The organism is Synechococcus sp. WH 7805, assembly GCF_000153285.1.
Taxonomy (GTDB): domain Bacteria; phylum Cyanobacteriota; class Cyanobacteriia; order PCC-6307; family Cyanobiaceae; genus Synechococcus_C.
Genome location: NZ_CH724168.1, coordinates 483,719 through 502,773, shown reverse-complemented (window position 1 = coordinate 502,773; position 19,055 = coordinate 483,719). Strand labels below are relative to the sequence as shown.

Sequence of the window (19,055 nt, the reverse complement as noted above, 5' to 3'; positions counted from 1 at the left end):
TCAGGAGGCTGGCTGGCGGATCGTAGGTGTGATCAGCACCATGGCGTCGCGGTGAATCACAACGGGGGAGCCTCCGATGGTTCTTGGTCTGGATGATTGATTCATGCTTGACGAGAGTTGTTCACTGTCAATCGATGTCAGGCCGCGGGCAATCTCCAGCCCATCAGGGTCCAGCACGCGCACGGCCTGATTGGCGCTGAACTGACCCTCAATACCGGTGATTCCCACCAGAAGGAGGGATGCACCTCGTTGCTTCACGGCCCTGCAGGCACCGCTGTCGATGGACAGACTCCCAGTGGGTTGGAGAGCGTGGACCAGCCAGCTTTTGCGGTTGCCCAGGGGTTCGGGGTGGGGATGGAAGACCGTTCCGCCCCGCCCTCCCTGAAGGATCTGGCGCAGTCCTTTGGGGTCGCGTCCGTCTCCCAGATGGACTGTGATGCCGCTGGCTGTTGCGATGCGTGCGGCTGCCAGTTTGGTGGTCATCCCACCGGTCCCCCAGCGGCCACCGTCACCGGCGCCCTCTTCCAGTTGGGCGATTTCAGAGGGATGATGCACATCAGTGATTGGTGTTGCTTCCCTGTCAGAGCGTGGATCAGCGGTGTAGAGACGGTCCACGTCAGTGAGCAGGATCAGTTCATCGGCGCCCACGGCTGATGCCACCAGTGCCGAGAGGGTGTCGTTGTCGCCGAAGCGCAATTCGGCAGACGACACCGTGTCGTTTTCATTGACAACTGGAAGAACACCCCACTGCAGCAATTGGTGCAGGGTCGCTGACGCGTTGTGGTAGCTCCGGCGGTCAGCCAGATCCGAGCGCGTCAGAAGCACCTGCGCCACAGGAATGGATCGGTGCGACAAGGCTTCCTCATAAAGGCTCATCAGATGCCCCTGACCGATGGCTGCAGCGGCTTGCAGGCCGCTGACGCTTGTCGGCCGATTTGACATCCCGAGGCGTTGACACCCCAGTCCGACAGCTCCTGAGGTCACGAGAACAACCTTGTCACCGTGTTGCATGCTGTCCGCCAAACTGCTGGCCAAGAGCGCAATGGCATCAGCTGTTGTTGCACCAGGTCGTTCCCTCAGAAGGCTGGTCCCAACCTTCACAACCCTGAGCTTCATCGACATGGACTCCCGAGCAGGAGTGCCAGGCGGCGTTCCAGGCGCTGCACGCGATCGTTCTGACAGGGGAATCCTTCCGCATTCGGGGGCCTGACCAGAACCGTGAACAGTCCCAGGCGGTTGCCAGCCAGGACGTCGGTGAAGACCCGATCGCCAACCATGGCGATCTGCGTGGGCGGTGTGGGCAACTGGTCGATGATCCGGCTGATGGCTCTCCTGCGGGGTTTGGACGCACCGCAAGTGAAGTCAACCCCGATTTGATCGGCAACGGCTTTGATCCGCTGTCTTGAGGGGTTGTTGCTGACTAAGTGCAGATGCAGTTGTCGTGAGGCGTCAACCAGCCAGCGGCGCATCGCCGGTGGAAGCACGACATCCTTCCCAGGCAGAAGCGTGCGATCCACATCAAGGAGCAGCACCTTGATTCCTCGGCCCAGCAGGGGTTCAAGTGGCAGATGAGCCAACGTGAGACCAGGGTCCCAGTCGGGCCGTAACCAGTGACGCTGCATCACTCGGGTAGATCACGCTCGTCGAGCTCAGCTTCGATTCTGGGCTGGATCCTGTCAAAGTCCTCCCCTTCAACGAGAACGGCGCAACCGTCGTCCATGCGCGCCACGACAAAAAATGGATCGAGAGGGATGTAGAGCCCGTATTCCTGATCCTCAACGAGGAAACTCACCAGGAGTTCGTACGTTTCGGAATCATCGTCTCCTTCTTCGTCTTCGTTGTCCTCTGGATCGGGTTCATCGAGTTCACCATTCACAGTGAGGGTGACGGCCGAGCGCACCAAGGTGAGGTCGTGTTCCTGCAGCACAACATCAGCAACCGAGAGGATCGGCTCACTACTGGCAATGCTGTCGATCAGCTGGGGATCTTCGCCATCGCGGAGCTTGAATAGGCACACGGGTGTGTCCACTGGTGTGAGCAGGGCAAAGTCCTGGCCATCCAGTGGGATGAGCTGCTCTAGAAAACAGAGCAGATCGCGTCCCTCGCTGTCCTTAACGAGAACGGTGGGGACTTCACCGCTGGAAGACGGGCCGCTTGAACTCATGGGGTCGTGGATGGATGTGATCAGGATCCTTCATCAGCCTCATTCCCGCCACGTTCATCGGGCGCTGCTATGACCGGTTTCACATCCGGGCCCTCCGCTAGCCACTGTTCCAGCAGCAATGCAGCGGCAGCACTGTCGAGCCGACCGCTGCGATCTCCCTGCAATCCATGGCGTTCAGCTGCTGCCCAGCTGCTGCTGTGTTCATTCACAAAGGCGAGAGGAAGACCGAGATCTCGGGCGATCCTTCGTCCATAGCGTCGGCAGTGGTGGGCCTGGTCTGTGGGCTGTCCCTGATCATTCAGGGGGAGCCCCACCACCAGTCCTTTCACATTCCGGTGTTGGCAAAGGGTTCGTAGGTGATGGAGATTCTGCGCATGGGAGCCACGGTGCAGAGCCGGAAGGGGTGACACCGTCAGGCCCAGGGCATCGCAACCGGCGAGTCCAATGCGGCGCCGGCCGACGTCGAGACTGAGCATCGAGCGGGGAACAGGCCGGGGATTCAACGCCTCGGTGCCAGGGTTGGGGTAGGCAGCGGCGGATGCTGCGGCTGCAGATGGCCGAGCATGGTCTCCAAAGAGCGGAGGCCTCCCGGTTCTCTCTGACTGACCCTTCTCCACAGGCTTCGCCCCAAGAGAAGCTCCGATTTCTCAGATGTCCAGCCAAGGCTTTCCAGCTGCTTCTGCATCCTGTGATCGTCTTCATGCACGAGAAGCTCTGGGGTTCGGCCCCGTACCACCCATCGGAGGACGATGTCACTGAAAGCCGAGCTGATTCGTGCATCCCATGCGGGACCGCGTACGAATTCGAAACGGCACGCGTCTAACCCCCAAGGTCGGTTGAGGAGCCCGGCGATGGCCACCGGTTCCTTGTCAACTCCCGCCATCAGCACCAACGATCCTTGCCGGCGGTCCAGCAGGTCACTCCAGTGCCTGTCAATGATATGGCGGTGCTGGGGACTGATGCTGCTCTGCTCAAGCGACAACAATGGCTTCACATTGCTCCGCGAAATCGGACTCCACCGAACACCGTCAGGTAAGCCCAGGGTTTGTTCCTCCGGAGCCGATCGGTGCTTTTGCGGGGCTGTCCAGATGCGGCGTTGAAGCAGTGGCTGAAAACCTGACTCCCGCAAGACATCCAGCGTCATGCGATCCAGTGGGTCACACCGCACCAGCCAGCTGGGCGATTGAGCCACAGGATCCTTCATGGATTCCTGAATGAGGAGTCGCAATGCCTGCGGGCGGCTGAAACGTTCAGGGCTTTGGAACTGAAGAAGATCCAGATGCCAACAGGTAGAACGGCGATTTCCAGGCCGAAGCAGGGCAAGCGCCAGCAGTCGGTCCTGATGGATGGAGGCTGTTTCAAGCAGCGAGAGCACCCGGGTGGTGCGGGTCGTCAGCGGTGAGCGGATCAGACCTCCCAATCCGCTGGCCCAGTTCTGAACCAGCAGAGTTTGCAGAGTGGTGTCCGGCAGCCCTTCGTTGCACTTTCCATTGTGGGGGTTCCTGGCGATGTGACTCGCCTTCAGTGGTTCGATCCGAAGCCGGAATCCCGCTGACTGTCCCACCGCAGGCCTTCTGCTTCTACCAAATGTATCGCCGCCGTTCTCACTTCGTGTTCATGCAGGGCGCACCAACACCAGAGGCGTGCGCTCGTTGGCGTTTCCTGCGGGATTCGGTTTCAAAGCGCGGTGAAGCAGTTCCTCGTCACATCCACGGCTCGACGCCAGCACCTTGACGCGTCCGAGGTCATTCACATCAACGATGGCCACTGAAACGCCGAGGGCTGCAGCCGCTTCATCACACAGGCGCTCAGGGTCCTGTGGCCCCAGCACGATCGTTTGGTCGTAAGGAGGCGTCGTTCCGGTGATGTCATCGATCAGGCGGGCCTGTTCGCCAGCCAGTCGATAGAACCAGCCACGCTGTCCCAACGGTTTGAGCAGAGAGCCGACCAGCCAGGCCAGCAACACCCGGGTGGGTCCCACCTGGTCGATCAAGGTCTGCAGACCGCAGGCGGTGGCCAGGCTGCTAGTGGGGTGAAACACGCGACAGAGCAGCCGGGCCAGCCATCCCGGACTGATCGTGGAGGGATGGGCATAACGCCCCTGGATTACCGCCACTGGTGTCTCCCCGATCGTGAGGATGTCGCCCTTCTGAAGCAACTCGCCGGCATAGTGACGCAACACCTCGATGGAGTCATCGAGAGGTCCGAGCAGATGGGTCTTCAACGGCAGCACCGAGCATCCTTCGCCCGATCGGAATGCAGCCTGAGCGGCTGCCATGACCGCCGGTCGGCGCAGGGGCACGACCACACCCTGGCGACGGCTTAAGCGACCAAAGGGTCCGTAATTCACCCACTTCACGTCCACCCAGACCGTGTCCACCCTCTCGCCGACAGGTGCAGGTGTGTCACCAGTCAGCGTGATTGCCACGTGGACCTTGGTGCTCTTGTGACCCTTCACGATGTATGCGGGCCAATAGCCATCGGCCCGTGTGTCCTCGTCTGGGTGCTGCGGTGTGATTCGGGTGGAGGTCACGATGTCGCGCAGATCGGCGCTGCCGATCAGGGTGGGGTGGACCTCAAGTTCCGGAACCATCACCTCCATGCGCGCGTGGGGATTGCTGATCTCCAGCCACCCCTCCATGACAAGAGATGCTCCCCTCTGGTTGATGGACCAGTCGCTCTGACGCAGCACCAGAGGGGAAGCGGGTCGGAGTCGATGACGTGCTTCGATCCAGGCGATTGCCAGCCCCAGCAGCAAGAGAATCAGCAGGAGACCATCCATGAAATCGCCGGTCCTGGACCGGAAGCAATGGCGCGCAGCGTAAGGCGTCCGAGCCGGGGGCTCAGCGGGTGATCACCTCGGTGTTGAGCTCGTTGAAACTCAGACTCGTACTTCCGCCTGTGGGGGCGGGGATTCCGGTCGCAGCACTGATCGCCGCATTGATCTCTTCGAGAGGCACCTGTCCCTCTGAATCAAGAATCACTGCACCATTGCCGTCGAGCACCACCACCTGAGGAACAACTCCTTTCCAGTAATGGGCAGGGTCGCTCTGACCCTGGTCACCGCGATCCTGCAGGGCATCGGTGGTGAGGGGCAGCAGGTCCACGCTGTTGCCCCAGACGCGCTGCAGTTCCGATACCGATGAGGAAAACACCTTGCTGGTGCTGCTGTCGTCGAGGTAATAGACCAAGACGCTGGTGCGGCCTGCGGCCTGCGATTCGGCCAGGGTTGTGGCGGGTGGAACCAACGATCCGTTGCCTGCGTACAGAGCGAAGATGTTTCCGTCGTAGCTGTCGGTCTCCCTGGCAGCTTGTCCAGGGAGTGCCATCAGAACCAAAGCAAGAACCATCGAAAGGGAGCGAAACAGGAACCCAGCCATGGTTCAGCAGAAAAGACAACGCATTCTGATCCTTCTCTCTGCACCCTGTCAGCTCTGCGCTCAGCTTCTCCCGAGGCTGCGCCCCATTCCCTGGGCAATGCCCCGGCCGATGAGACCGATCGCGCGACCGACAACCTGAGTGAGAACCACCACCATCAAATCACCGAATCGCTTCACCAGACTCTGCACTTGGGGAGCGATGGCATCGCGGGCTTCAACCAGAAGGGCGACCTGCTGTTGCCACCACTGCAGCTGTTTCAGTTCCTCATCCCTCGGTTCCGTCAGCAACAGGGGCTCGATCTGGCCTGAGTGCAGTCTGTACAGCAGTCTGCGACTCTCGTACAGGCGGATCGGACGTTCAATCCATTCCTGCCAACGGGACTGACTGTTGAGCTGGTTGCGCAGCCGCTCGAGTTCACGGGTGGAAATCAGCGCGTGATCCAGCAGATAACGACGCAGTTCAGGCCACTCGCCGCAGACGCCTAGCAACTCGCCTCCGATCAACTCCGCTGTGCGAACCAGCCAGTTGCTGATGAGTGTCTCGAGCTGGAGTAAGGCCCTGGGATCGTCGGAGGGAAGCAGTTGTCCGTCCACAAGAACGGGTTGGTCCTGCACCAACGCCGCAAGCATGGTCATGGGGTCGGGAAGTTCCTCATCGCCTCGCAACAGATCGGTCCGTTTCAGTAGCTCCTCTGCAACCGGTTGCATGGATTCGCCGAAAGGCACGCGCACGTAGCTGCCCGCCACACTGCGTAGCGCTTGTTGGCGGACCTCCGGCTGCAGGGCATTCCATCGCGTTCTCAGGTCCTGTTGGCTCAATGGAGCTGCGGGGGCTTCCTGCCGTAGGCGCAGCAGCACGGCATGCAGTTGTTTGAGCAGGGCCAGGAGCAGATCGCGGCGACGCTCCGGAAGCAATCCCTCGATCGCGAGCAACTGTCCGGTGCCATTACCCAGGCCTCCGCTTACGGCGGTTTGAAGCCGGTCCTGGATGGCCTCCCATACCGCCTCCGTGTTGCGATCCCTGAGGCTGAGACTGATGCTTTCCGTCGGCTGCGAGAGGGCAACGGCATCGTCAAGACCCATCTGGAGAGGCCCCCAGAGCCACAGCAGCAGATTGCGCGCACTCAACAGCTCCCGCCGGCGTCCTTCCAGCAGCAAGCGCAGTAGCGACTGGTCGGGTGGAGGATTCAAGAGTGCCTCGATGACCTGCAGATCGGCACTGATCTGCTGCAGACCGCTCAGCAGCAGCCAACTGGCAGCGCCGACAGGCTGGCCTGGATGCTCAGCAGCCGATGCGCGGGATTCGATGTTGAGCACCCGGCCCCCCTGCAACAGGCGATGGATGGCGGAACGCAGACCCTCAAGATCGGGATCCTGAAGAATCCCCTCACAGTTCAAAGCCAAAAGCTCCCTTGGATCACGGCTGAAATCCGAGGGAAGAAGAAGCAGGATCGGAGCCGGAGTCCAGCGTTGCTGGAGCTGGAGAATCTCACGATCGAGAAGGAGTGGCTGGCTGCGGCCGGGGAGCGACCAGATCACCAGGTCGGGGTGACCCTCCAATGCATCACTGCTGCGCCGAATGCTGAGGGGATGCTCAGCGGTGGAGAGTTCAGCTACGAGGCTTTCACCGAGTAGGTCGGGAGCGAAAAGGAGAATCTCCCTGGCCTGAACGTTCACGGTGCTCAGCTCTGATGCCTACAGGCGTCAAGGTAACGGTCCTGTTCAGGATCCTCCAGTGGTTTCTGCACGACGGCCACTGAGCTGAAGCGTGTAGGACTCGATCCTGTAGCCGGTGCGCTGTTCAATTTCCTGAAGTAAGGCCGGGGGAAGTTCAACGTCAAGATCTTCTATCGCGCCGCTTTCCAGGCAAGTGATGTGGCTATGGGGGTCATTGCGGTACCCATAGAGACGACCACTGGCACGATCGAGACACTCGATAACTCCAGCGCTCTGCAGGGCTTCGAGATTCTGATAAACCGAGGTATGGCCAATGCTCCGGCCCCTCTGATTCAGTTTTTCGAAAATGTCCCTCGCACTGAGATGGGTTCCCTCGCTCCAGAGCAGATCCAGCACCATCCTGCGTTGTCGGCTCAAGCGCATGCCGAGTGTTCGGCACTGCTCGAACGCTTGCTGAAGGCTCCTGTGTCTGCCTCCATCCTGAGTGAGGGGTGACACGAGCGGAGACTCCACAGCGGTAGTCGGAATGACTTCACTTTAAAACCCTCCCCGGGAGGGTGCATGGCTCAGGCGAAATCCTGAAGCAGGTCCGATGGGGGATCTTGAAGCCGGCCATTCGCCAGTGCTCTTAACGCTTCGCCTAGATCAATCCGTCCGTCGTAGAGCGCACGACCAACAATGACGGCTTCGACCCCGAGCGGTTCCAACGTCAGCAAGGCCAGAAGATCGGCCATGCATCCCACACCACCGGAGGCGATCACAGGAACGGAACTGGCTTCAGCCATCTCTCGAAGGGCCTGCAGGTTCGGTCCCTCCAAGGTGCCATCGGTGCTGATGTCAGTACTGATGATCGCTGCGATGGCGGAGGCGCTGAAGCGGCCGGCCAGCGCGGTGGCTTCTGTGTTGCTGTCCTCGAGCCATCCCTTGGTGGCTACCTTCCCGTGGCGGGCGTCGATGCCCACCACGACCCGCCCGGGATGGCGCTCGGCCAGATCCATTACCAGCTGGGGCTGCTCCAGGGCCACGGTTCCCAGGATCACCCTGTCGAGACCACAGGTGAGCAGAGTCTCCGCCCGCTCCGCAGTTCTCACACCTCCACCGAGTTGAACGGGGATCGTGAGTGCTGACGTGATCGCACGGATAGCGCTGTCGTTGGCAGGTTCCCCACTGCGGGCGCCATCGAGATCCACCAGATGCAGCCGCTCGGCGCCCTGTTCCTGCCAGCGCATGGCCTGGGCCACGGGGTCATCACTGAAGCGAGTGACCTTGTCGTAATCACCTTGGTGCAGACGAACGCAGCTGCCCCCCAGCAGATCGATGGCGGGAATGATCTGCATGGCCGGGTCAGGGAACAACCCCCATCCTGCATGGCTGGGTTGAGCGCGCTTCAATGGCTGCCGATCCGCTGGACTGACTGTGCAAATCCTGTTGATGGGTGGGACCCGCTTTGTTGGGAAACCTCTCGTGAGCCGCCTTCTGCAGCAGGGTCATCAGCTCACCCTGTTCACTCGTGGTCGGCAGCCCCTGCCCGACGGTGTTGAGTCCTGCGTCGGTGATCGCCAGGACGACACCGCCCTGGAGCAGCTCCGTGGCCGCCGCTTCGAGGTGGTGATCGACAGCTCTGGACGGACTCTTGCTGACAGCCAAAAGGTGATTGAACGGACTGGAGCTCCCTCCCACCGTTTTCTTTACGTGAGCTCTGCTGGGGTTTACGCCGGCAGTGAAAGCTGGCCTCTTGATGAGCAGAGTCCGCTGGACCCGCAGAGTCGCCATGCCGGCAAGGCTGAAACCGAAGCCTGGCTGATGCGTGAGGGGATTCCCTTCACGAGTTTCCGGCCTACCTATATCGTCGGCCCCGGCAATTACAACCCGGTGGAGCGCTGGTTCTTCGACCGCATCGTGCATGGGCGCCCGATCCCACTTCCGGGTGATGGAACCACGATCACCCAGGTTGGCCATGTGGAGGATCTTGCTGAGGCCATGGCCCGCAGCCTTGAAGTGGATGCCGCCTGCAACCGCATTTACAACTGCTCGTCCCATCGCGGAATCACTTTCCGAGGTCTGATTGCTTCCGCCGCCGAGGCCTGTGGGCGCGAGTGCGCTGATCTTGATCTGCGTTCATTCGACCCCAGTGGTCTGGATCCGAAAGCCCGCAAAGCGTTCCCCTTGCGGCTCAGTCACTTTCTGACCGATGTCTCCAGGGCGGAGCGCGAACTGGCCTGGATGCCCCGGTTTGATGCTGCCACCTCAATGGCTGACAGTTTTCAGCGGGATTACCAGCTGAACCCCACGCCCAATCCTGATTTCAGTGGTGACGATGCCCTGCTTTCGGCGGCGTGATGTAGGCCAGCCCAGACCAGAGAGCCAGCCCCAGGGCTGGCCAATAGAGGCTCCAGCCCAGCTGACGCAATCCCAGGACGACTGGACCGGCCCCCCAGCTCGGAGGCCAGATCAGCAAAAACAGGCTTAGGAACTGCAGGGTGGTTTTTGTTTTGCCGAGCCAGGAGGCCGGAGCTCCGCTCTGGCTTGCTGATCGCCAGCCCGAAATCAACAGTTCCCTTGCCAACAGAAGCCAGACCGACCAGAGGGGGAGGACCTGTTCGCTGGCGAGCCAGATCAATGGAGCGCTGATCAGAAGCTTGTCCGCCAGGGGATCGAGTCTGGCCCCCCAGCTGCTGCCGCCATCGGCCTTGCGGGCCATCCAGCCATCAGCCCAGTCACTGAGGGCACCCAGGAGCAGTAGGACCCAAGCCGTTGAGAGCTGCTCGGCGGCAAGAGCCAGCAGCACGGGGGCGCCCAGAACAGCACGGAACAGGGTGAGTCGATCCGCCCAGGATCGCCAGGGAGAGACCAAGGCTCAGAATGCGTTCAGTTGATCGGGTTCCATGGTGCTCCAGCAGACGGTCGGGGAGGTGATGTCCGCTCCGGTGCTGACAGTCACTCCTGCCACGCCCTTGAAGGATGCCGTGACCCTGTTGAGTGACCACCACATCAGTGGTGTGCCTGTGGTCGGTGATGACGGCACTCTTGTGGGTGAACTCACCGAACAGAACCTGATGGTGCGCGAAAGCGGGGTGGATGCTGGGCCTTATGTGATGCTTCTCGACAGTGTGATTTATTTACGCAATCCCCTCAACTGGGATAAGCAGGTTCACCAGGTGCTGGGCAACACCGTGGCCGATCTCATGAGTCGTGACAGCCACTGCTGTGCGCAGTCCCTGCCTTTGCCAAAGGCTGCCTCCATGCTCCACGAGAAAGGAACGCAGCGATTGATCGTGGTGGATGAAGAGCGCCGGCCTGTTGGCATGCTCACCCGCGGTGATGTGGTGAGAGCCCTGGCATCCGCCCAGCCCTAGCGCTGGGCGAGGGGCTGGATGCGGATGGCAATCGGCTTGATCAGCCGGAAGTCCACCATGTCGCCCACCTTGAGATCTGCGAACACTTCATCTTCGAGTTCAGGACGAATGTCCAATTTGTGAATCTTTCCGAGGGGACCGCGCAGGGTCACTTTGTGATCTGTGCGTGATAGCCGGACGACTTCGGCGGTTCCGGTCGCCATGGCGACCCGCGTTCCCGACGGGAGTGGACCGAAGGCGTTGCCGAGTCGGCGATCTTCCCGCTGGAAGCTGAGTTTGGTCTGGTTCGAGGGCCTGAGATCCACCACCAGGCCCTGGAGAAGCTCGATGGACACCTGATCTCCAGATTTGAGGCCCGCTGCGGTGGGATCGATTGCACTGGTCAGCAGGCTGGTGTGGCCTTGGGCACCTTTCACCTCGATCACTTTCTGACCGGGAATGATTCTTTGAATCGTGGCCTGCAGCTGAGCCAGTTCGAAGGCTTCAAGCAGTTCGCTCTTGAGGGCCGCGCCGTCATCGATCACGGTGCTGACCATCGGCGCCTGTCCGTTGAACCTGTAGCTCTGCATTGCCGCTTCTGATGCAGGGAGCTTGCGCACATCGATCGCAAGTGGCTGGATCAGCCGGAAGTCAACGGTGTCTCCGACCTTGAGGCGGTCAAAAGGGTTCACCCCGGGTGTGGGGACCACATCGAGGTTGTTGATTCCGCCCAGAGGACCCAGCAGATCGATGGAGTTGTCCTTGGCATCGATGCGGATCACACGGCCGGTTCCAGATGCCAGAGCCACGCGCATGCCCTTCTTGAGCCTGCCCATGTCCATGGGCAGGATGATGTCTTCGCGATTGAAGCTCAAATCACTGCTGGAACTTGGTTCCAGTTCCACCACCAGGCCGTCGAGAATGGAGAGGTTGACTTCGTCCCCCGCTTTCAGGCCAAGGGGAGTGAGATCGATGCCCACCGTCAGGATCTCTTTGTGACCGTGGGGATCGATCACCTCGATCACTTTCTCTTCGGGCAGAGCGGTGGTCACCGTGGCTCGCATCTCGGTGACTTCAAATGCAGCTAGCTCTTCGGGTGAGAACCCTGCAATAGCGGCAGGAGCCAGCAGAGCCGTGAGTCCAAGGCCTGCACCGATCACACCCCGCAAGGGTCCGCAGCGGAGCAGGGATCGGAGAGCGGAGGTGGGAGACACGGGAAGGTCTGATAAGTGGGGAGACGCTAGCCCGACCCGATCTAGGTCACAATGGCCGCGCAAACGCGAATTCAGCCATGCCCCTCCCTTCCTGGCGCATCGCCCTGCCGGCGGGGCTGGCCCTGTTGTGCGTGGGCTTGGCTCCGATGCAGGCTCGGGCTGAAAAAACCATCGAGATCAGCCTCAAGCAGCGATATCTCACGCTGTTTGACAACGGCAAGGTCGTGGAACGCTTCCCTGTCGCCATCGGTGCTCCGGAATCTCCGACCCCCGCAGGCAGTTACGCGATCACGCGCAAAGAAGAAGCTCCCGTTTACCACAAGGGCGGCAAGGTCATCGCACCCGGTCCGAAGAATCCAGTTGGTGTTCGCTACATGGCTTACTTCCAGATCGGTTCCGGTGAGTACGCGATCCATGGCACAGCCTGGCCAAATTGGGTCAAGCTTCGTGCCGCCGTCAGCTTGGGATGCATTCGCATGCTCAATAAAGATGTCGTCACGCTCTTCCAGCAGGTGGATGTCGGCACCCCTGTGGTCGTAACCACCAACTGAACTTCATCAACTCAGCCATGTTCAAGCGCTTATTTCCCTCCCTGCTGATCACAGGGTTCGCCTCCTTGTCCACATCTGCAGCTGTGGCCTCTGCGATGAAGGAGATGCCGGAACAGAAGTTTCTCGATCAGGTCGAGGGTCCCGGTCATGTTCTGATCACCGCCAAAGGGGTGGAGGCTGTAAACGCGGAAGCGCGTCGCCAAGGTCTGCAGTTCCCGGCGATCGGTTACTGGTCGCCAGACAATGTGTGTTTTTCCAAGCCCCCACGTGGGGATTGCAACGGTCTCTTCCGCCGCTGATTTCAGGGGAGGGAAGGTGGAAGAAGCGGAGGCGGTGGCGCGCCAATCAATGGTCTCTCACTCTCTTCTGACTGAACCAAGTCAATAGAGTCAACGTTCACATCATCGTTCTCTAAATCTGACTGAGCGGGGCTGACTTGAATATCGGGTTCGATCACTTCGGGTGGTGGTAGATCCGGAGGCAGATTGGTCTCAAATGGAGGAAGAGCTGGGTCCAGCTGTTCGGTCAGCCCGTCTCGAGGAGGCTGTTCAAGCAGAACCAAGGGGTCAGCGGTGATTGGCGGCTCAGGCAGCGGAGACCGATCTCTGACCTCGGGCGAATCTGCAGACTCCGTGTTGCTGTCTCTTGTTGTTGGTTTCGGTGTCCAGATCATCCGGGCGATGGGTTCAACCCCTTGCTCCATCACCCGGTTGAGACCAGCCAATGCCCTGTCAGCAAGACGCGTTCCAACCAACTGGGCGCAGTCCAACGGTCCGCTGCAGGATTTCTGAGACTGCAGGCGTTCCGAAAGATTGGCCATCAGGCCTCCCTGCAGCTGGTTGCGCCGTTCACTCAGACGGAGGAGGTAGGGGACGTGGACAAAACTTGTCGCCCCTCCGCTGATCCAGTTGGCATCTTCCTCTGTGAATCCCTTCACCCCAGGGATGATCAGACGGCTTTTGGACGCATGGTCTGGCATGTAGGCCGCAACCAGTCCCCGTCGCCGCGCCAATTCCTTGGTCTGCTCGAGAGTAAGGCCGTCCTTGCTCATTAGCATTTCCAGGCGTCCGTCACTGCGCAGGCCGAAGATCATCCTGATCCGTGGCAAGTAGTAGCGGATTCTCTGCCCCATGCTGATGCTGTAAGCGCCTTTGTAGCTGTCAGGGGCTTGCTCAAGATCGTTGTAGATGCTGTGCAGTCCACCGATGAACATGTCGTAGGTCTGCTCGCGTTCGGGGTTGAGTTCTCCGTAGCCGAAGTCCACACCTCCGTCGTTCCGGATTCCAACGAAGGCCCTTTGGCGGGAAGCCGTGCGGTTGCGCCCTCGCCAGATGCGCTGACCAAATTTCAGATCGCCTAGAGGAACGGTGATCTCCTGTCCACCGTTATCGATGTGACGTTCGTACATCGGACCGGACACGTAGGCCAGCGCTGCTGAGTCCTCGAAGGCATCCTGTTCGCGATCCCATCCTTCGAGCAGACCCAGCCTGACTTTGCGTGGGTCGAAATCGAGGGCGTACACCTCATCATCCGGTTGGTACCTGAAGGTGCCAAGCGCGTCACCTTCAATCTCTTTGTCAGTGCGCGGCGTGACGTCAAGATCGGGAGTCCTTGGTGCGAGCGCCAGCAAACCTGCAAAGACAGCGAGTGGAAACCCGAGAACCAGCCATCGTTTCCGTAAGCCAAGCCCTTTCCTTCTTCGCTGAGGCCTCCGACGTTCTCTGCCGGTCGCGGGTGCAGTGTTCCGTTTCACCGGGCCTGCCGTCGCTTTTTTGGTTGGGGTTCGGGAGTGAGCCAAGGAACGATGGTGCCCTCGGCCACCAGCCATTTGCGGTAACGGTGACCGCAGTCATGCCCTCCCGTCAACTCTCCGAAGGCAGGAATCAGCATTCGCTGCTCGTGTTTGTCGAAGGCGAAGCACGGAAGTCGCAAGCGGTCAGCACCATGGCGCAGGGTTACTGCTGGATGAATATGGCCGCAAACATTAAGTAGTTCGGCCTTGTCTGGGCCTTCTTCGGGTTCGTGGCTCAACCAGAGTTCGCCCAGGCGGAATGCTGTTGTTCGGGGAAGCACCGGCATTTGCAGGTCCCTGTCGTGGTTCCCTCCAACCAGAAGAACATTGGTTCCAAGCCGTTCAGACAACGTGGCTAGGTCGTGCATCAACCGGGGTGTGAGCCCTTGGCGACCATGAATCAGATCGCCCAAAATAATGAGTCGGTCGGGATTGAAGGTGATACAAATCTGCTTGAGACGCTGGAGCGTTCCGCGATCCTCATCACTTGGCACTGGAATACCAAAAGCCTGAAACACCTCGGCCTTCCCGAGGTGGAGATCAGCCACTAGAAGATCTCGGCTCGCCTCTCTCCAGATCCCTCGATCCGGCAGAAGCACAAGCTGTTCCTCCCGCCAACGCCAGCTGCAGCAGCCCGCCGGGATCGCCGAATCTGCATCTGTAGCGTCGATGGCAGCCAATGAGTCCCTTGATCGTTCATTGTCAATTCATTCTGGGTCGGTTGAATGTCACGTGCTTCCCAACCCTTCGCACCTGCAGGAGAAACTCTGTATTGGCTCCAGCGTCGATTGATGTCTCTCGAGCGGCAAGAGCGTTTTGAATGTGCCTATGCCCTGAGGATGGAGGTCGCGGAGTGGATTCTTGGAGCTGAAGATGGCAATCTCAAAGTTCCACGGTTTCCCGAACCTCAATGACACTCGCCTTGCTGCTGGCTTTGCTCGGTTCGCTGATCGCCATGGGTTTCATCGTGAGGCGGCTTGAGAACAACGGCTGAGGCGGTGAAGTTGAAGGTCGCATTTCTTTTAGCGGGTCTAACGGCGCTCACTTGGCCTGCAGATGGTCTGGCCCAAACCCTGCGTGTGGGTGTGAGTGGCTCTCCTCCCTTCGTGATGAAGGATGGCGGTTCATTGCCCGGTATCAGTGTCCAGATCTGGGCTGAAACTGCTGCACGCCTCAATAAGCCCTACAAATTGGTTCGATTTCCGACCACCGAGGCGAATATCGAAGCCGTGGTGAATGGACAGGTGGATCTCGCCATCGGGCCGATCAGCATCACCCCTAATCGACTGGCTAACCCCAAAATCGATTTCACCCAACCTTATTTCCACGGCACAGAAGATCTGCTGTTGCCGTTGCGAGCACCCGGGCTCTTGGAACGACTTCGCCCCTTTTTTGGTTGGGCGGCGTTGTCCTCAGCTGGCGGATTGATGCTGCTGCTGTTTCTGGTTGGGAATCTGATTTGGCTGGCGGAACGGCGGCGGAACGCCGCTCAGTTCCCTCGTCACTACCTCAGGGGTGTGGGTAACGGCATGTGGTTTGCCCTGGTTACGCTCACCACAGTGGGTTATGGCGATCGGGCTCCGCTCTCCAAAACCGGTCGCGCCATCGCAGGCGTTTGGATGGTGATGTCGCTCCTGGCGCTCTCATCCATCACTGCGGGTTTGGCCTCAGCGTTCACTGTCTCGCTGACTCGACTTGACCCATCGGGCGTCCGGGAAAAGTCGGATCTACGCGGAAGGACCGTTGCCGTTGTGGATGGAACGACCAGCCAAACCTGGGCGAAGATTTATGGGGCGCGGGCGAAGACAGCTTCAACACTGAATGAAGCCATTGATTTGCTCAGCAAGCAGGCGGTCGAAGCGGTGATTTTCGATGGAGCGCCCTTGCGCTACTACCTCCAGCAAAATCCTGGAGCTCCTTACAAGATGGCCCCATTCAGTCTTGCGAATCAGACCTTCGGTTTTGTTGTGCCTATCGATAGCCCATTGCGGACTCCGATTGATGTGGTGTTGCTCGATCTGCAGCGCAAGGGAGAGGTGAAAAAGATCACGGATTCTCTACTGCAATGACTGGGATCGTTCAGATTCAGCCCTTAAAGCAGCGTTCCATGCCTGCGCAGGCCATCCTCGATTAAAAATGTGGCGAGACTGCTGCAGCTCCGGCCTTCTGCCAGTGCCTGTTGCTTGAGTCGATTCATCACGCCGGCAGGAAGGGTGACATTCACCCGTTCCGATTCAGCGGCCTCAGCGACCTGTCCGGCAGTGATGTCCTGATGCTCCGACTGAAGCTGTTCCTGGAGTTCATGGAGCAATGTCTGAAGGAACGACACGTTTACGTCTCGCTGGCGTAACGCTATCGTATCGTAATGGCTGATAGTCGTCTGACGTTATTCTGTTGCGGCTTTCTCAGGGATTGAATGGAGACTCTGACCCTCAAGCTGGAACCCGGTCAGGATCTTCATCAGTCCCTTCATCAACTTGCGTCTGATCACCAGCTCAGCGGCTTCGTTCTGGGGGTTGTTGGCGATCTTTCAGTGGCCTGTTTTCAGTGCCCCGGTCAGCCCCATCCCACCCAGATGCAAGGCATTTTGGAAGTGATCACCTTGAACGGCACGCTGTCACCACAAGGTGTTCATCTCCATCTCAGCCTCTCGGATGGAGCTTGTCAGGTTTGGGGTGGACATCTCGAACCCGGAACCATCGTTCACAAGGGTGTCCAGCTGCTGGTCGGGCTGAATGAATTACCAGGACAGAGCCAACCAACCAGCAACGAGCGGGTCGAGTTGGCTGTTCTCCAAGGTTGTCCCTGGTGCCATCGAGCGCGCCAGCTTCTCGAGCGGCAAGCGATTCCCCATCGCATCATCGCTGTCGACTCCGACAGCACCTTCGAAGCCTGTCAGAGACGCAGTGGGCTCAGGGTGTTTCCCCAGATCTTTGTTGATGGCGACTTCTTTGGCGACTACACCGCCCTCCATCAGCTGCATCAGAGCGGTCAGATTGATTCCCTTCGATGAGTGAGTCATCGGATACCGGACTTTGGTCGCACAAACCATGGTGGTGTCAGCCATGGACGATCGTTCTCACCGGCCTGATCGTGGTGGGTGGCAGCTGGTTGATGCTCCACCGCCTCTGGGTGACAGGCTCCATCGCGATTGCTGTGGTGTGCTGGTGGGTGCTGTTTCTCGTGATCGCACCAGCCGCTTACCGCAATCAGTCACGCTGAGCCGCTCGAAAGCGTTGTTTCTCCTCCAGGAGTTCGGCTTCTAATTGTTCGATCAGCTGGGTGACGAGCGCCTGAAACTCAGGTTGGCATCCACGGAACGCGGCCTTATGACGGATCGGTTCATTGCGTGTGCGTAGATCGGTCAGCATCAGCTGAAGAGCATCGATCCTGGCGTTGCTGTTCAAGATGTCACGTCAGACGCGTGGCGAGGTTATGACATCGGGAGCCAAGCATCAGAAGCGCACAGTGGTTTCCATCAAAGTGCCGAGCTGGCTCAGGGACGTTCCTCGTGGCGTATCAGCCCCGAAAGGTCGGCTGAGATAAAAAACGGCTGGTGTAACGCTGATCGAATCCGAGATCTGAACCATGAGCCAGCCCTCCATGGCGAAACTCGCATCGTCAGGAGTCGCCCCACCCTTTAACGCCGTCGCAAAGATCGGCTGGCCGACGGCTAGACCCAACGACGTGTCGTTCAACAGCCAATCGGTCCACTGCAGCGCCACTGTCCACGACTGGGAGATGGAAACCAGTCCCTCACTGTTCACACTGTTCTTGTAACGGGTGCTGTTCCAACCCCAACCGGCACTGATGGAAGGCACCCATCCCTTCCTGGCCGGTTGCCAATAACCACTGAGTGCCGTGCCCGTTGTGATTCCCGGTTGATTGAAGCTGCGAAGAGTGAAAGGGCTGGCGTAGTCAATGATGCCGAATCCGTTCTGAATGGTTGCCAGGGCAGCCGCGATTCCCCACTGATCAGCTGCATAGCCCACCTGCGCGGTTGCGCTGCTGCCTGCATCCGCCCCGAAGAGTCCGGATCCGGACGATCCGTTTTCGCCTTGTCCGGCGATGTAGTTGAGGCTGATGCTCAGCGGCCCCCGTTCCCACATCACACCGCCACCGGCGCCAAGATTGCTGCTGTATGCACCCGAAGCCCCTGCCTGGGTGAAGAGATCTAGAACTGAGTCTTCGGGGTAGACACTGGGCCACATCGCCAGCATCACGCTTTGATTCACACGACTACCAACGGTGAAAGTCCAGTTCTCCCCAACTGGGAACTTGTACCAGGCACGATTGATGCCGAGCTTATTGGGATTGGGTCCCTGCTGGAAGGCCACATCCAGCTCTGAAAGTTGACTCGGTCCACCACCACCGAAAGTATTTTGATTTGAATCGAGATTGCCAGCTCTCAGACGGACATTGAGAAGATCCTGGCCCGTGAAGCTCGTGCGCAGGATCAACTTCTCGTCATAGCCGACGATCGTCGCTCCAAAGCTGCTGCGAATGTCGTTGCGCTGCGCTGCGGAGTTACCGCCGAATGCATTGGCCCCGATAACCAATGTGGTGACTCCTTTCAACTGAGTCGTGGGCGAGAACGCTGTGGCTTCAAGGCTCCTGACGGCATCATCCAGGTGGTTCACGCGCTTGTTGCGCTGTTGAATCAGTTCATCGCTGAGTTCATCGAGCAATCTCTGGATTGCTTCGCTTGTCGATCCCTGACGTTGTAAACAGTCCTGCAGCAATGAAGCCGCCTGAACTCGATTGAGCGAATTTGTTGGAGAGATCTCAGTTGAGCAGCCAGCGATCTGCAGCAGACGCGCCAGATGGGGCTCAAGAGGGGTAGAAGACAGGGTTGTATCGACGATTTCCGACCGACCGGAATGAGCGCTCAAAACACTCAGGAGGCCATAAAGCGCCAGGGGCAGCAGGCGTTTCATTGGGC

Annotated in this window: 25 protein-coding genes; 8 read left to right on the top strand and 17 right to left on the bottom strand. The window is 59.4% G+C overall.

Going from position 1 to position 19,055, the window contains the following annotated elements; genetic code table 11:
* The 10 genes from proB to hisA all read right to left on the bottom strand — a co-directional run bounded on the left by proB (position 1) and on the right by hisA (position 8,558).
* Positions 1–1,116, bottom strand: coding sequence for a glutamate 5-kinase (gene proB / locus WH7805_RS02870; protein WP_006041456.1), 1,116 nt, complete (start codon positions 1,114–1,116; stop codon positions 1–3).
* Complete coding sequence (locus tag WH7805_RS02865; RefSeq protein WP_006041455.1) at positions 1,113–1,622, bottom strand: YqeG family HAD IIIA-type phosphatase; 510 nt, start codon at positions 1,620–1,622, stop codon at positions 1,113–1,115. Before WH7805_RS02865 ends, proB begins: the two co-directional genes overlap by 4 nt.
* Complete coding sequence (locus WH7805_RS02860) at positions 1,622–2,164, bottom strand: DUF3727 domain-containing protein (protein WP_006041454.1); 543 nt, start codon at positions 2,162–2,164, stop codon at positions 1,622–1,624. Before WH7805_RS02860 ends, WH7805_RS02865 begins: the two co-directional genes overlap by 1 nt.
* A gap of 20 nt (positions 2,165–2,184) precedes the next feature.
* Positions 2,185–2,640: a Holliday junction resolvase RuvX gene (gene ruvX / locus WH7805_RS02855; RefSeq protein WP_006041453.1), complete on the bottom strand. Its 456-nt coding sequence runs from the start codon at positions 2,638–2,640 to the stop codon at positions 2,185–2,187.
* A gap of 23 nt (positions 2,641–2,663) precedes the next feature.
* Positions 2,664–3,728, bottom strand: a complete 1,065-nt coding sequence (locus WH7805_RS02850) for a hypothetical protein (RefSeq protein ID WP_006041452.1) — start codon at positions 3,726–3,728, stop codon at positions 2,664–2,666.
* Positions 3,729–3,779: 51 nt separating this feature from the next.
* Positions 3,780–4,946, bottom strand: a complete 1,167-nt coding sequence (locus tag WH7805_RS02845; RefSeq protein WP_006041451.1) for a hypothetical protein — start codon at positions 4,944–4,946, stop codon at positions 3,780–3,782.
* A 61-nt stretch (positions 4,947–5,007) separates the two neighbouring features.
* On the bottom strand, positions 5,008–5,544 hold the full coding sequence (locus WH7805_RS02840; RefSeq protein WP_006041450.1) for a thylakoid membrane photosystem I accumulation factor: 537 nt from the start codon (positions 5,542–5,544) through the stop codon (positions 5,008–5,010).
* A gap of 60 nt (positions 5,545–5,604) precedes the next feature.
* Positions 5,605–7,221 carry a DUF3685 domain-containing protein gene (locus tag WH7805_RS02835; protein ID WP_006041449.1) on the bottom strand — a complete coding sequence of 539 codons (1,617 nt, stop codon included), beginning with the start codon at positions 7,219–7,221 and terminating at the stop codon, positions 5,605–5,607.
* A gap of 45 nt (positions 7,222–7,266) precedes the next feature.
* Positions 7,267–7,644, bottom strand: a complete 378-nt coding sequence (locus WH7805_RS02830) for a Fur family transcriptional regulator (protein WP_232199026.1) — start codon at positions 7,642–7,644, stop codon at positions 7,267–7,269.
* Positions 7,645–7,787: 143 nt separating this feature from the next.
* Positions 7,788–8,558 (bottom strand): 1-(5-phosphoribosyl)-5-[(5-phosphoribosylamino)methylideneamino]imidazole-4-carboxamide isomerase, encoded by a 771-nt coding sequence (hisA, locus tag WH7805_RS02825; protein WP_006041447.1) that lies wholly within the window; start codon positions 8,556–8,558, stop codon positions 7,788–7,790.
* Positions 8,559–8,637: 79 nt separating this feature from the next.
* Between hisA and WH7805_RS02820 the strand changes: the two genes are divergently transcribed.
* On the top strand, positions 8,638–9,561 hold the full coding sequence (locus WH7805_RS02820; protein WP_006041446.1) for an NAD-dependent epimerase/dehydratase family protein: 924 nt from the start codon (positions 8,638–8,640) through the stop codon (positions 9,559–9,561).
* Here WH7805_RS02820 and pgsA read toward each other — a convergent pair.
* Positions 9,527–10,075, bottom strand: a complete 549-nt coding sequence (gene pgsA / locus WH7805_RS02815; protein WP_006041445.1) for a CDP-diacylglycerol--glycerol-3-phosphate 3-phosphatidyltransferase — start codon at positions 10,073–10,075, stop codon at positions 9,527–9,529. The two genes, WH7805_RS02820 and pgsA, sit on opposite strands and share 35 nt — an antisense overlap.
* A gap of 31 nt (positions 10,076–10,106) precedes the next feature.
* Between pgsA and WH7805_RS02810 the strand changes: the two genes are divergently transcribed.
* Positions 10,107–10,577: a CBS domain-containing protein gene (locus WH7805_RS02810; RefSeq protein ID WP_006041444.1), complete on the top strand. Its 471-nt coding sequence runs from the start codon at positions 10,107–10,109 to the stop codon at positions 10,575–10,577.
* Here the strand turns inward: WH7805_RS02810 and WH7805_RS02805 are convergent.
* On the bottom strand, positions 10,574–11,770 hold the full coding sequence (locus WH7805_RS02805; RefSeq protein WP_006041443.1) for a hypothetical protein: 1,197 nt from the start codon (positions 11,768–11,770) through the stop codon (positions 10,574–10,576). The genes WH7805_RS02810 and WH7805_RS02805 overlap by 4 nt on opposite strands.
* Positions 11,771–11,847: 77 nt before the next feature.
* Between WH7805_RS02805 and WH7805_RS02800 the strand changes: the two genes are divergently transcribed.
* Positions 11,848–12,321, top strand: a complete 474-nt coding sequence (locus WH7805_RS02800) for a L,D-transpeptidase (RefSeq protein WP_006041442.1) — start codon at positions 11,848–11,850, stop codon at positions 12,319–12,321.
* 17 nt (positions 12,322–12,338) lie between these two features.
* Positions 12,339–12,620 carry a hypothetical protein gene (locus WH7805_RS02795; protein WP_006041441.1) on the top strand — a complete coding sequence of 94 codons (282 nt, stop codon included), beginning with the start codon at positions 12,339–12,341 and terminating at the stop codon, positions 12,618–12,620.
* Positions 12,621–12,622: 2 nt separating this feature from the next.
* Here the strand turns inward: WH7805_RS02795 and WH7805_RS02790 are convergent, their stop codons facing one another.
* Both WH7805_RS02790 and pdeM read right to left on the bottom strand, forming a co-directional pair.
* Complete coding sequence (locus WH7805_RS02790; protein ID WP_006041440.1) at positions 12,623–13,951, bottom strand: hypothetical protein; 1,329 nt, start codon at positions 13,949–13,951, stop codon at positions 12,623–12,625.
* Between the two features lie 119 nt (positions 13,952–14,070).
* Positions 14,071–14,793, bottom strand: a complete 723-nt coding sequence (gene pdeM, locus WH7805_RS02785) for a ligase-associated DNA damage response endonuclease PdeM (protein WP_006041439.1) — start codon at positions 14,791–14,793, stop codon at positions 14,071–14,073.
* Positions 14,794–14,838: 45 nt separating this feature from the next.
* Here pdeM and WH7805_RS02780 point away from each other — a divergent pair, with 45 nt between their 5' ends.
* Positions 14,839–15,027 (top strand): hypothetical protein, encoded by a 189-nt coding sequence (locus WH7805_RS02780; protein ID WP_006041438.1) that lies wholly within the window; start codon positions 14,839–14,841, stop codon positions 15,025–15,027.
* Between the two features lie 84 nt (positions 15,028–15,111).
* Positions 15,112–16,182, top strand: coding sequence for a transporter substrate-binding domain-containing protein (locus WH7805_RS02775; protein ID WP_006041436.1), 1,071 nt, complete (start codon positions 15,112–15,114; stop codon positions 16,180–16,182).
* Between the two features lie 23 nt (positions 16,183–16,205).
* Here WH7805_RS02775 and WH7805_RS02770 read toward each other — a convergent pair whose 3' ends face one another.
* Positions 16,206–16,442 carry a CopG family transcriptional regulator gene (locus WH7805_RS02770; RefSeq protein WP_006041435.1) on the bottom strand — a complete coding sequence of 79 codons (237 nt, stop codon included), beginning with the start codon at positions 16,440–16,442 and terminating at the stop codon, positions 16,206–16,208.
* Between the two features lie 87 nt (positions 16,443–16,529).
* On the opposite strand from WH7805_RS02770, the gene WH7805_RS02765 reads away from it, so the two are divergent.
* Together WH7805_RS02765 and WH7805_RS02760 are read left to right on the top strand one after the other, a co-directional pair.
* Complete coding sequence (locus WH7805_RS02765) at positions 16,530–17,126, top strand: PCC domain-containing protein (RefSeq protein ID WP_006041434.1); 597 nt, start codon at positions 16,530–16,532, stop codon at positions 17,124–17,126.
* A complete protein-coding gene (locus WH7805_RS02760) occupies positions 17,123–17,335 on the top strand; it encodes a DUF6737 family protein (RefSeq protein ID WP_006041433.1) in 213 nt (70 codons plus the stop codon). The genes WH7805_RS02765 and WH7805_RS02760 overlap by 4 nt, the downstream gene beginning before the upstream one ends.
* Here the strand turns inward: WH7805_RS02760 and WH7805_RS02755 are convergent.
* Together WH7805_RS02755 and WH7805_RS02750 are read right to left on the bottom strand one after the other, a co-directional pair.
* Complete coding sequence (locus tag WH7805_RS02755) at positions 17,323–17,520, bottom strand: hypothetical protein (RefSeq protein WP_006041432.1); 198 nt, start codon at positions 17,518–17,520, stop codon at positions 17,323–17,325. The two genes, WH7805_RS02760 and WH7805_RS02755, sit on opposite strands and share 13 nt — an antisense overlap.
* A gap of 48 nt (positions 17,521–17,568) precedes the next feature.
* Complete coding sequence (locus WH7805_RS02750; protein ID WP_006041431.1) at positions 17,569–19,050, bottom strand: iron uptake porin; 1,482 nt, start codon at positions 19,048–19,050, stop codon at positions 17,569–17,571.
* Positions 19,051–19,055 lie beyond the last annotated feature (5 nt).